This window comes from Algoriphagus sp., assembly GCF_024305035.1.
GTDB lineage: Bacteria > Bacteroidota > Bacteroidia > Cytophagales > Cyclobacteriaceae > Algoriphagus.
Genome location: NZ_JAMWZB010000006.1, coordinates 1 through 12,536, shown reverse-complemented (window position 1 = coordinate 12,536; position 12,536 = coordinate 1). Strand labels below are relative to the sequence as shown.

The following is a 12,536-nucleotide window of genomic DNA, read 5'->3' as shown; positions in this document are numbered from 1 at the left end:
GAATTATTTGAAAATTGGGGAAAATCGAAGTCAAATTTGATAATTTGAACTCTCGAATCTAAAATAAGGCCAATGTCTCAAAGAAGAAAATTTATCAAACAATCCCTGATGGGATCTGCTTTTTTAATTCCAGGTTTGGAGGCTGTTTCCCGACCAATTCCTAGCAAAGAAACGTTCTCTAAACCTCTAATTCTCTCTACTTGGAATCATGGATTGTCTGCTAATGAGGCTGCGATCCATACACTTAAATCAGGAGGGAGTATCCTAGATGCAGTGGAGGTAGGGGTCAAGGATACCGAGCTGGATATGGATAATCTTTCTGTGGGCCTGCAAGGGCTTCCTGATCGAGAAGGCATTACTACCTTGGATGCTTCCATTATGACCGGAGACGGTTCCTGTGGTTCGGTTGCCTTTGTCCGGCAGATTAAGCACCCCATTTCCTTGGCTCGAGCGGTAATGGAAAAAACTCCCCACGTGATGCTCGCTGGGGAAGGGGCCCGTCAGTTTGCCATTGCAGAAGGTTTTCCGCTGGAGAAAGAGGAGCTCAGCCCGAAGGCAGCCGAGGCTTATAATGAGTGGAAAAAGACAAGCCAATACAAGCCAATTATCAATATTGAAAATCACGATACCATTGGTATGATAGGAATGGATGCAGAGGGGAATTTGGCCGGGAGCTGTACCACAAGTGGTTTGGCCTACAAAATGCATGGGAGAGTTGGGGATAGCCCAATTATCGGTGCTGGATTATATGTAGACAATGAAGTCGGGGCCGCTACTGCCACAGGATTGGGAGAGTCCATTATCCGGATTTGTGGGGCATTTTTGATTGTGGAGCTGATGCGCCAGGGAAGAAGTCCCCGGGAGGCTTGCCAAGAGGCAGTTCGTCGGCTCATCTCAAAAAACAAGAATATAAAGGATATTCAGGCGGGTTTTCTTGCTATGAATAAAGAAGGAGAAGTGGGTGCTTTTGCGGTTCACCCTGGCTTTAATTATGCCCAAGCAACCCTGCAGAAAAATGTATTAATTGACTCTAAAAGCCATTTTTAAATGAGTTTATATCGATTGGAGGCCCCTGTTTTTACGGTGCAATCCGCATTGAATGCTGCCAGGTTAGGGGTTCACCGCTTGGAATTGTGTTCCAATTTTCCCGAAGGAGGAGAGACCCCAAGTGCAGGGATGCTGAAATTTCTGAAATCAGAACTGGATATCCCTATTTTTGTCATGATTCGTCCCCGAGGGGGGGATTTTTGCTACTCGCAAAAAGAGCTCATGGTCATGAAGCGGGATATTGAGTTACTTGGAGAATTGGGTGCGGATGGCTTTGTTTTTGGAGTGCTCAATACCCAAGGCCGGGTAAATCAGGAAGGTTGTGAAGCATTGGTTCGCACAGCCTCAGGTAAGCCATGTACTTTTCACCGGGCATTTGATGTGTGCAGCGATCAACAGGAAGCCTTAGGACCCATCATTCAAAGTGGCTTTAAGCGGATTTTGACTTCCGGAGCTAAAAATTCCATTGACGAAGGAATTGATCAGATTGAAGCCATCATGGAAAAAGCCAAAGATAAAATCATCATCCTACCTGGGGGAGGTGCCAAGCCGGAACACGTGTTAAAATTTAAAAAATCTCCACACTTCTCGGAAATTCATGCCTCGTGCAAAACGTGGATTCCCAGTTCAAATCAATGGATCAATCCCGAGGTACAATTTTCATCGGATCCGAAAACCTTTACTCATCATCTGGGTATCGATCCTACTCGTGTACATCAGTTTTTGGAGGTATTGGGATGAAGAATCTACTTTTCGGGTTTCTTGTTGTACCTATCCTTTTCGGCTGTAACCCGATTTCGGAACGAAAGCAGCCCATGCCTTCTCTTCCCCAATTGGCATCCATGGACCTTAAGCTGGATGGACCCAAACTAGCAGAGGTGTATTGTGGGAATTGTCATTTAAAACCCGAACCGGAGATTCTCGATCAGAGAACTTGGAAAAATTCCGTTTTGCCGGATATGAGAAGAAGATTGGGTTTATACCTAGCCGAAGACATGGGCGTTTCACTTCCTGAGGAAAGAGGGGTGCCTAAAGGGGTCTATTCCGAATATCCCTTAATCAAGCAGAGGGATTGGGACAAAATAGTGACTTACTACCTAGAAAATGCACCTGAATCACCTAGTAGACAAGTCGGAAAGCAAGAACCTCAAGTAGGAATTCCGGGATTTGAGTTGATTATTCCAGCTTATGATTTTCAATTTCCTTCGTTAACGACTTTGGTAGATATTCATCCTAAGACCGGTGAGATTTGGTTGGGGCATCGATACCAAAAGCTTTTTGTTTTGGATCCCTTAGAAGGCTTTGGCATCAAAGATTCTGTTTCTACGTCCATCGCCCCGGTGTCCATTCGCTGGAATTCGGATCAGTCATTTGATCTATTGACCATGGGCTTAATGGATCCTGCCAATGACTCAGTGGGGAAGCTTACTAATTTTCGAAAAATCAATCAGGAATGGGTTGATTTTCAAGATTTGGAGTCGCTTACCAGACCTGTTCACGTGTCTTATGGGGATTTAAATGGGGATGGAGTGGAGGATAAGGTTGTCGCACATTTTGGAGATCACCTCGGGAGGCTAAGTGTTTATTTCTCTGGAATGGAAGGGTTGAAAGAAAAAGTAATTAAGGCCCTTCCGGGTGCCAGAAAGACCATTTTGACTGATTTTGATCAAGATGGCGATTTGGATATAATTGGCTTGATGACTCAGGCTTGGGAGGGAGTTTACCTTTGGGAAAATGATGGAAAGGGAAATTTCAAGGAGCAGGTTTTACTTCAATTTCAGCCAGCTTTTGGTTCTAGTGATGTTCACTACCAGGATGTGGATGGCGATGGATTAGCGGATTTAATTTTGGTCAATGGAGATAATGCCGATTTATCTCAGATTTTAAAATATTTTCATGGGGTCCGGATTTTCAAAAATCAGGGAAACGGGACTTTTGAGGAATCCTGGTTTTACCCCATGCATGGGGCAACTGGATTGGAAGTGGGAGATTTCAATGAAGACGGCCATCTAGACATAGTGGCATTGGCATTTTTCCCAGATCCTGAGCAGATACCAGAGCAGCAGCTGATTTTCTTTTTTGGAGACGGTAAAGGAGGCTTCAGTTCCTATGTGCCGGAGGGACTTCCTGATTTGAGTTTGCTGACTGTGAAAAAAGGAGATGTCGACCGGGATGGGGACCTGGACTTAGTGGTAGGGACTTTTAGTTTTGAGGATTTGTATCGAAGGCGAAAATCCGATTGGCTTCCCTTTGTGATGTTTCAGAATAATATTCGTTAAAAAGGTACTAATTATATATTAAAGTATTGAAATAATAATTTTTTTATCCTTTATATTTTTTTATTTCGCAAATAATCGGTAGATTAAAGATTCATCAAAATTTCTTTTAGCTATGGTAAAAAGTTTCCAAGGGGTTCGCATGGTTGAGCCCAAAAAATCGCCAATTGATCAGATTTTAGTACGTGATCATATGAGTACCAATTTGGTGACTTTTCACCCTGAGGACACCATTGATCAAGTCTTGGAAATTCTGACCAAAAGAAAGATTTCCGGAGCTCCAGTCGTGGATGAGTCCGGTGCGCTGGTTGGGATTATTTCAGAGGTAGATTGCCTTCATGAAATAATTAAAGGAAAGTACACCAATACTCCGAAATTTCCTGGGAAAGTAGCAGAGTACATGAGCAAAGATGTGCTGACCTTATCGCCTGATCTTTCGCTTTTTGATGCGGCGGGCAAATTTTTGGAATACAAAATCCGGAGGTTTCCCGTAATGAAGGATGGTCAACTGATTGGTCAAATCAGTTTAAGTGATATTATCCGGGCTTTTCCTAAACTCAAACAGACAACCTGGTAGTAAAAAAGCGCCATGGCGCTTTTTAGTTCGATTTTTCTAAGGCACGCTCCACATCTTGAATGATGTCTTCGGGATGCTCCAATCCTACCGAAAGTCTGATTAATCCGGGATGAATCCCTACTTTCTCCCGTTCTTCTTCGCTGAGTTTGCTGTGCGTGGTGGAAGCAGGATGTGTGATGATGCTTCGACTATCGCCCAAATTAGCCGTCACTGAAATCAGCTGGAGTTGATCAATGAAACGTTGGGCTCGGGCAACTCCACCCTCCAGATTTAACGTAACAATACCACCGCCTTGACTCATTTGCTTCTTGGCAAGCTGATGCTGAGGGTGGGATTTTAGGAAAGGGTATTTTACTTCTAAAACCGCGGAGTTTCTTTCAAAATATTCGGCTACACGCAGGGCACTACTGCAATGTCTATCCATCCGAACGGCCAAGGTTTCCATACTTTTGGAAAGAATCCAAGCATTGAATGGAGAAATGGCTGGTCCTGTGTGCCGAGTGAAAAACTGCACTTCTTTGATCAGCTCTTTTGATCCTAAAATCAAACCTCCCAGGACTCGGCCTTGTCCGTCGATGTATTTTGTCGCTGAGTGGGTGACCAGGTGGGCACCCCATTTGGCGGGTTGTTGTAAATAAGGGGTGGCAAAGCAATTGTCCACGACAAGAATTAAATTATGCGCTTCTGCAAATTGACCAGCCCATTCCAAATCAATGATTTCCAGACCTGGATTAGAGGGGGTTTCGATAAAAAGCATTTTAGTATTGGGCTGAACTAATCTTTCCCAATTTTGAAAATCATAAATGTCTCCATAAGTGGAGGTGATTCCCCATCTGGGAAAGACTTTAGTCAGCAGTTGATGGGTGGAGCCAAAAAGAGATCGGGATGCGAGAATGTGATCTCCTTGTTTCAAAAGTGAAGCTATGCTGCCAAACATGGCGGCCATGCCTGATGCGGTTGCGATCCCGTCCTCGGTGCCCTCTGCAGCACATATTTTTTCGATGAGGTCAGCGGAGTTTGGGTTGGCATATCTAGAGTAAATATTGCCGGGAACCTCGTCTGCGAAGGTAGCCCTTGCCTCTTCGGCAGAGTCAAAAGTAAAACTGGAAGTCAAATAAATAGGGGCAGAATGCTCTTTTTGATTGGATTTAGAGGGAGAAATCCGAACGGCATTGGTTTCAAAATGTGGACTCATCGAGATAAGGGTTGAATGATTATTTTCAGAAGTCGATCAGAAAATCTAACCCTGGTTCAGGAAAAAATAAAGAGGAATTAGGTAGTGTAAAGCCAATTTATAGTTCCCGATTGGGGTAGGATTTGGCACCTTTCCACCGCAGCGGATGGTTGCCAGAGGGTCTCAGAGCCTATTCTCTCACCTCTTCTTTATAAATCTAAATCTGATGTTGCAAAGTAAGGTGTTGAAAAATGGATTTCCAAATCCAAAGCCTCAATCATTATATTGAGTCATCGTTTGGGCGATCCCGATACTACAAAATCCCAGTATCATTTCAATGGCTTTATCCATCATAATGGGCAGTTGGTCAAATTCAGCTGGAGTAAAACGACCTAAAACATAATCGATTTGACGGCCTTTTGGATAATCATCGCCGATTCCCATTCGCAGTCGGGGATAATCCTGGCCTCCACAAAGTGCTTCAATATTTTTCAGTCCATTATGTCCTGCGGCGCTTCCTTTTGCGCGCATTCTCAGCTTTCCAAAGGGGATGGCCACATCATCGACCAAAACAAGCATATTTTCTTTGGAAATATTCAGTTCCTTCATCCAATAATTGACTGCTTTTCCACTGAGATTCATATAGGTTGTGGGCTTGATCAAATGGATGCTGCGACCTTTATGTTTTATTTCACTGGTAAAAGCCAATCTACCGCTTTTCCAAGACGCATTGAATTTATCGGCAAGACGATCAATGGTTAAAAATCCAATATTATGACGTGTTAATTCATATTCAGGACCGATATTGCCTAAGCCAATGATTAGGTATTTCATAAGTAAGAATTCGTGGATGCTAAAATAAAAAATCCTGCCCTTTGGAGGCAGGATTTATCTTTCTTTGGCAAGAAATTATTCTTCGCCTTTCTTCCCTCTGAGTGCTCTTGGGATACCAATGGTCACGATGGACACATTTGGAGAGGTCAAGATTTCAAAATCATCAGATTTTAACTCGCCTACTTTGAATGATTTGCCTAAGTCGAGGTTTGAAATATCTACTTCCACAAAATCAGGGAAGTTCTTTGCCAAACCTTTTACTTTCAATGTTCTGGTTTTAAGCTCTAGTTTACCCCCTTTGGCAAGGCCTGGAGAGTTTCCTACGATTTTAACCGGGATTTCAAATTTAATCTGTCTGTCTTCAGTGTAAGCCATGAAATCTACGTGTAGCAAGGCCTCACTTACGGGGTGGAATTGTGCGTCTTTCAAGACAGCTTTAATGATAGTTCCTTCGATGTTCAACTCTACCAAGTGAACTTCAGGAGTGTAGATCAATGGACGAAATAGGATAGCTGGGCTATGAAAGTGAATTTGCTCAGGGATACCCGGTCCGTATACCACGCAGGGTACACTTCCTTCTTCTCTGATTTCTTTCAAGCTTGCGCTTTCGAGATTTGCTCTTTTAAACCCTATAATCTCAAGCGTTTTCATAAGTATGTGTTTTTAAATTGGTTCTTAAATAAATAACGAGCTGATCGAGGTGTGACCAGTTACCGCATGAATTGCTTTGGCAAATAGGTCAGCTACGGTCAGCACGTGGATTTTGGATGATTCTTGCTTAAGTGGAATGGTATCCGTTACGACTAATTCCTCCAAAACAGAATTCTCGATGTTTTCATAAGCTTTTCCGGAAAGGACTCCATGCGTTACAATGGCCCGAACCGAATTGGCTCCTTTTTCTTTGATAATCTGCGCGGCCTTGCAAAGTGTACCTGCCGTGTCTACCAAATCATCTACAAGGATCACATCTTTTCCTTCAACATCACCAATGACTTGCATAGAAGCAATTTCATTGGCTCTTTTTCTGTGCTTGTCACAGACGACCATTTCTACTGCAAAATGCTTGGCATAAGCCCTTGCTCGAGCTACTCCGCCTACATCAGGAGCTGCAAAAATCATGTCTTTCAATTTGAGCTGGCTCAAATAGGGCACAAAGATAGCTGATCCATTCAAATGATCCAATGGCAAATCAAAAAATCCCTGAATCTGTCCTGCATGTAGGTCGCAGGTTACAATTCGATCTGCCCCAGCTGAGGTGATCATGTTGGCAATGAGCTTGGCGGCGATGGAAACTCTGGGTCGATCTTTTCGATCTTGTCGTGCATACCCATAGTATGGAATTACCGCACAAACCTTATAAGCACTCGCGCGCTTTGCTGCATCTATCATCAGGCAAAGCTCTAAAATATTGTCACTGGGAGGATTGGTGCTCTGAATAATAAAAACAGTGCAGCCTCGAATAGATTCATTGAACGAAGGAGACATTTCTCCATCACTAAAGCGGGAAAGCGTAAGGTCCCCCAGTTTTTTACCGTAATTTTTTGCGATTTGTTCTGCCAGACTTTTGCTGTTGGAGCCCGCAAATATTTTTACCTCAGACATGAATGAATTTTTTGGAAGAAGATTTGGATTGGATTTGCTCACAAAAGTAAGAATTTTTGATGGCAAGTGAAGCGATAGGTGATCTAATCCAAATTTTCTTTTGAATCTAATTCCCGTTTTTTTCTCCAATTTTTCCGGTCCTGTAAAAAAATGGCTTGATGGTAGGATTCGTTCCTAAAGAGCGCCTAAGAATGCTTATTTTGAGAACTTAATTAAGAATAACACAATCCTAAAATTTATGAGAAAAAGTTTATTCCTATGGGCATTGGCATTTTTGGTAAGCAGTCTTACACTGCAAGCCCAAACGGTGCCGAGCCCTAAATCTCATTTTGGCTTCGATATCGGAGACGACTACATGCTGGCAAATTTCAGTCAGACCGAGGCTTATTTCAAAAAGGTCGCAGAGGCATCCGACCGAGTGATGATGACCAGCATTGGTAAAACCGAGTTTGGGCGTGAACAACCGATGATGATCGTCACAGCTCCACAGAATTTCCCCAATCTGGAGAAATACAAAGAGATTTCCCAAAAGCTGGCTCATGCAGAAATGAGCAGAGAAGAAGCGGAAGCTTTGATTTCCGAAGGTAAGCCGGTTATTTGGATTGATGGAGGATTGCATGCCAATGAAGTTGTCGGGCCGCATCAATTGATTCAGACCTTGTATGAACTGGCTTCAAGAACTGATCAGGAAACACTAAAAATCTTGGATGAAGTCATAATCCTGCTCGTCCATGCGAATCCAGATGGAATGGAAATCATGTCCGATTGGTACATGAGAAAGGAAGATCCCACCCAGCGCGATCAAAATATCCCTGTTCTCTACCAAAAATATGTGGGGCATGACAATAACCGAGATTTCTATATGAATAATATGGCCGAGGCCACCAATATGTCTCTGCAACAATATGTAGAGTGGATCCCTCAAATCATTTACAATCACCATCAGTCAGGACCTCCAGGGTCTGTAGTGGCAGGCCCTCCCTATCGAGATCCTTTTAACCATGTTTTTGATCCCTTAATTATTACGAGTTTGGATGCGGTGGGGGCTGCGATGATTAATCGCATGCATCAGGAAGATCGTCCAGGCTACACGAGATTGGATGGATCGGTTTTTTCTACTTGGTGGAATGGCGGTCTGCGCACCACACCTTATTATCATAATCAAATTGGAATTTTGACCGAAATTATCGGAAATCCTACTCCTTCTCAAGTTCCCTTGGTACCGGAACGTTTGATTCCAAATAATGGGACTCCCTATCCTGTAACTCCTCGGGATTGGCATTTCAAGACGTCTATCGATTATTCGGTTTCCCTGAATTATGCGATTCTCAATCATGCGGTGCGTCACGGAGATGAGTTGCTACGCAATATTTACCTCATGGGTAGAAGATCTATCGAGAAAGGTCAAAAAGATACTTGGACTCCCTATCCAAAATATGCTCAGGCAGTGAAAGACGCGTATGAAAAAGCTCGGGAAGAGGGAACAGCTCAGCGAGCTGGAGGCTGGAGATCGGGTCTACCTAGGGAATTTTACGATCAGGTATACCAAGATCAGGATCGAAAAGATCCCTATGGATACATTTTGCCTTCCGATCAGGCTGATTTTCCAACGGCAATTAAGTTTCTGAATGCTTTGATCAAATCTGGAATACAGGTGCATAAAGCCACTGAGGATTTTACGGTCAATGGAAAATCCTATCCTGCCGGATCTTATGTAGTCAAAACGGCTCAGGCTTTCCGTCCCCATGTGATCGATATGTTTGAGCCACAGGATCACCCTAACGATTTCTTGTATCCAGGCGGCCCTCCGATCCGGCCTTACGACGCTGCCGGTTGGACCTTGGCATTTCAGATGGGTTCCGAAATTGATCGGGTTATGGATGATTTTGAGGGTCCTTTTGAAGCAGTTCCTTATGGGCAAATTCAATCGCCCCCAGCTAAAACTTTAGCCAATGGTTCGGGCTATCTCCTTGATATTCGTGGAAATAATGCTTTTATGGCGGTGAATGATTTGCTTAAGGCAAACGTCAAAGTTTATCGAACCACAGCCGCTGTTGACGAATTTCCGGCTGGATCCTTTTTTGTGGGTTCTGGTGGAAAATCCATCTTGCAAAAAGCGGCACAAGAGTATGGCGTCTACGGTAAACCCAGCTCCAGACCTCGATCAGTCAAGGAAGTAAAACCAGCACGAATTGGATTATATGATTATTACGGAGGTTCTATGCCTTCGGGATGGGTAAGGTGGATGCTCGAGCAATTCCACTTTGATTACAAGCAGGTTTTTCCAAAGGAAATCAATGAAGGAAATCTGAGTGAGAACTACGATGTGTTACTTTTTATCGGTCCTGGAATTCCCTCGGTAGGAAGCAGAGGTGGAGGACGATCTCAGCCTGAAGCTTCCGAAATCGAGGAAAAATACCATCACATGTTAGGTAATTTCACCGCCGATGAATCGGTTCCGGCTCTTCGAGCATTTATCGAAAATGGGGGTCAGGTAATCTCAGTAGGTTCTGCTACTGAATTGGCTTTCCATTTCAATCTTCCCGTAAAAGACGCCTTGGTAGAGATAGATGCTGATGGAAATGCGCGTCCGCTCAGTGGGGAGAAGTATTACATTCCCGGTTCTGTACTCGAAATGCAGGTAGACAATACCCAGCCGATTAATTATGGTATGGGTGAAAAATCCTACATCATGTTTAACCGTTCGCCGGTATTCCGGCTAAGCCCGGAAGCATCCAACCAAGGAGTGAAAGCCATCGCTTGGTTTGGAGAGGAAGAACCGCTACGAAGTGGATGGGCTTGGGGTCAGTCCTACCTTAGAAATGGGGTGACTGCTTTCGAAGCGCAAATGGGTAAGGGTAAATTCTACGCCTTTGGGCCTGAGATTACCTTCCGTGCTCAGTCTCACGGGACATTTAAAATGCTCTTCAATGGGCTTTATAAATAAATTTAAGGAAAGGTTTTTTTCAGAAAACGTGCTCATTCCAAAATAAAGAGTACGTTTTCTGAATAAAAAGTTGTTTAGTATTTGTATTTGTATTTGTTGAAATTTAAATGTCCGATTATTTAACAACTTAATTAATAAAACCTATGACAATTCAAAAAAAAATTAAAGTAAGCTGTTTTTTGCTTTTATTCTGCTTAATGTCATTCACATTTTCGTATGCAGGAGATTGCGGAATAGTTTATGTGGATCCTACATGCCAGCTTTTTGCTGGAGAGGAGGGTGGAGCCGATGTTTATGTTTGTGAAGGGGAAGATGGAGCATTATTTGTGATTTGCTCCTCTCCGGCATCGATGGGAGCTTGCGCAGGTCCTCCTACTACTTGTACTGGAGCGTATGTGTGGTAGAATATCACTACTCGGCAGATACATTTGTCTGCCGATTTTTTTTGTGCTTTATTTAATGGCTTGTTCTGGAAATAGGGACGAGGCTACCGAATCAATCGATAGTCAGGCCTATCTTAAGGATAGCCTAATCCTTAAGATTGATGATAAATCAAGATACGATTTTAACTATTTTGAAATTGGCAGGATAGATGGTAGGGAGAAACTGGTTGTACTAAATCAGATTAACTCTTCTATTGACTTTTATAATCTCCAAGATGGGAATATTGAAGATAGATTCGATGTGTCTCAAGATGGACCTACTCCAGTTAGAAATATTCAGGGAATGCATTTTTACAATCAGGATTCGATTTTCGTATTCACCTCCTTTTTACTATCAAAATTCGGATTGTTTGATAAAAATGGAAAAGTAAGATCATTGCACCGCCCTATTATAGAATCAGATAACCCTCGAGATAAAGTTATAAATCAAGCCTCGAACCCGACAATGCCAACCGTTTTTTCCAATGGAAAATTGTTTTTTTCGCAATTGACATTGGGCAATCCCGCAGGTAATCCTAAGTTTTCTGAAAGTCATTACCCGGAATTTATTTATTACCTCGAAAAAGATTCAGCTGTACAAGTCCAGCATTTGAAAATGCCTGCTGATTTCTTGGGCAGTACTATGCCACTGTCATTTTCTTTTCATTCCAAAGCTCTAAATAATTCAAACGAGTTTGTCATTTCTTGGTTTGCTTCTGATTCTCTTTATGTATTTGACATGGATTTCAATCTGAAGTCAGTATACTTGGGCAAGAGTGGACTTTCCAAAGGCTTCGAGAAAACAACCTATCCATTGAGTCAAGAGGAATCTGATCGACTGACTATTTCACAGACTCATTATCCTCGGTTGATCTATGATTCATATCGCAGGCTTTACTATAGATTTGCTTACATAGGACGCCCTTATGATCCAAATGAACTGATTGACTATAAATCCACTCAAAAGAATCCATTTTCAATTATCGTTCTAGATGAGGAATTCAGTAAGCTCGAAGAGGTGATTTTTCCCGGAAGTGTCTATAATTTATATCATGCATTTGTTGCTGAAAGTGGACTGTATTTGCCGATGACAAATATATTTTATGTCAATCTAAATGAAGATGAAGTTAAGTATGAAATTTTTGATTTTAGTAGCTTGTAGTGTTTTGGTTTTGAGTTCATGTAATTCTTCTATAGATAAAGAAGTCCCTATAAAATTTCCTGTTAACATTTCAGGATTTTATGAGGATATGATGAAAAGTGCTCGGCACCCAATGTGGGGTGGACCAATCAAGGTTTTTGAATCTGAAAAGTCACTTGTTTTTCAGATTTCCGGCAGCAAAGATATTTTTCTGTTAAATGTAATGGTTGGAAATATTTTAAAGGTATATCCTAACCCTCCGGATACGATTGGTGGAATGGTTTACAGGTATGATCCTGTAAGTTTTGTGATTCCTAAGGGGTCTGGGTTTGCTTATCTAAAAAATAATAGTGAACTCATTTATTTAAGTCCTTTTGCTAAAAAGGAGGGTTCTCAAAGGATTTCTGAAGATATTCTTCTTAACCCGTATAAAGTCCTCAACCCTTTGGGTAATAGATTGGTTGTATCCCCCCGAGCAACCCCATATTTTTTGAATTATTTTGCCCCGCTAGGTTT

12 protein-coding genes and 1 riboswitch are annotated in these 12,536 nt (G+C 42.4%); of the genes, 8 read left to right on the top strand and 4 right to left on the bottom strand.

Annotated features, from left to right (window positions below; all coding sequences use genetic code 11):
* The first annotated feature begins 72 nt into the window (after window positions 1-72).
* From Q0L00_RS04410 to Q0L00_RS04395, 4 genes are all read left to right on the top strand, one after another.
* Window positions 73-1,047: a N(4)-(beta-N-acetylglucosaminyl)-L-asparaginase gene (locus Q0L00_RS04410; protein WP_297335655.1), complete on the top strand. Its 975-nt coding sequence runs from the start codon at window positions 73-75 to the stop codon at window positions 1,045-1,047.
* Entirely contained in the window at window positions 1,048-1,788 is a 741-nt protein-coding gene (locus Q0L00_RS04405; RefSeq protein ID WP_297335654.1) for a copper homeostasis protein CutC, read from the top strand. It abuts the gene before it with no gap.
* On the top strand, window positions 1,785-3,326 hold the full coding sequence (locus Q0L00_RS04400; protein ID WP_297335653.1) for a VCBS repeat-containing protein: 1,542 nt from the start codon (window positions 1,785-1,787) through the stop codon (window positions 3,324-3,326). The genes Q0L00_RS04405 and Q0L00_RS04400 overlap by 4 nt, the downstream gene beginning before the upstream one ends.
* 112 nt (window positions 3,327-3,438) lie before the next feature.
* On the top strand, window positions 3,439-3,900 hold the full coding sequence (locus tag Q0L00_RS04395) for a CBS domain-containing protein (RefSeq protein ID WP_297335652.1): 462 nt from the start codon (window positions 3,439-3,441) through the stop codon (window positions 3,898-3,900).
* A 22-nt stretch (window positions 3,901-3,922) separates the two neighbouring features.
* Here Q0L00_RS04395 and Q0L00_RS04390 read toward each other — a convergent pair whose 3' ends face one another.
* The 4 genes from Q0L00_RS04390 to Q0L00_RS04375 all read right to left on the bottom strand — a co-directional run bounded on the left by Q0L00_RS04390 (window position 3,923) and on the right by Q0L00_RS04375 (window position 7,510).
* Window positions 3,923-5,095 (bottom strand): aminotransferase class I/II-fold pyridoxal phosphate-dependent enzyme, encoded by a 1,173-nt coding sequence (locus tag Q0L00_RS04390; RefSeq protein WP_297335651.1) that lies wholly within the window; start codon window positions 5,093-5,095, stop codon window positions 3,923-3,925.
* 94 nt (window positions 5,096-5,189) lie between these two features.
* A riboswitch (SAM riboswitch) is annotated at window positions 5,190-5,292 on the bottom strand.
* Window positions 5,293-5,347: 55 nt separating this feature from the next.
* Window positions 5,348-5,908 carry an aminoacyl-tRNA hydrolase gene (gene pth, locus Q0L00_RS04385; protein ID WP_297335650.1) on the bottom strand — a complete coding sequence of 187 codons (561 nt, stop codon included), beginning with the start codon at window positions 5,906-5,908 and terminating at the stop codon, window positions 5,348-5,350.
* A gap of 75 nt (window positions 5,909-5,983) precedes the next feature.
* Entirely contained in the window at window positions 5,984-6,559 is a 576-nt protein-coding gene (locus tag Q0L00_RS04380) for a 50S ribosomal protein L25/general stress protein Ctc (RefSeq protein WP_297335649.1), read from the bottom strand.
* Between the two features lie 24 nt (window positions 6,560-6,583).
* Window positions 6,584-7,510 (bottom strand): ribose-phosphate pyrophosphokinase, encoded by a 927-nt coding sequence (locus Q0L00_RS04375; RefSeq protein WP_297335648.1) that lies wholly within the window; start codon window positions 7,508-7,510, stop codon window positions 6,584-6,586.
* 238 nt (window positions 7,511-7,748) lie between these two features.
* On the opposite strand from Q0L00_RS04375, the gene Q0L00_RS04370 reads away from it, so the two are divergent.
* From Q0L00_RS04370 to Q0L00_RS04355, 4 genes are all read left to right on the top strand, one after another.
* A complete protein-coding gene (locus Q0L00_RS04370) occupies window positions 7,749-10,457 on the top strand; it encodes a M14 metallopeptidase family protein (RefSeq protein ID WP_297335647.1) in 2,709 nt (902 codons plus the stop codon).
* A 197-nt stretch (window positions 10,458-10,654) separates the two neighbouring features.
* A complete protein-coding gene (locus Q0L00_RS04365) occupies window positions 10,655-10,861 on the top strand; it encodes a hypothetical protein (RefSeq protein WP_297335646.1) in 207 nt (68 codons plus the stop codon).
* 55 nt (window positions 10,862-10,916) lie between these two features.
* Window positions 10,917-12,041 (top strand): DUF4221 family protein, encoded by a 1,125-nt coding sequence (locus tag Q0L00_RS04360; RefSeq protein WP_297335645.1) that lies wholly within the window; start codon window positions 10,917-10,919, stop codon window positions 12,039-12,041.
* Window positions 12,001-12,536 (top strand): hypothetical protein (locus Q0L00_RS04355; protein WP_297335644.1); only part of this gene is annotated, 536 nt, incomplete at its 3' end. The genes Q0L00_RS04360 and Q0L00_RS04355, both read left to right, overlap by 41 nt.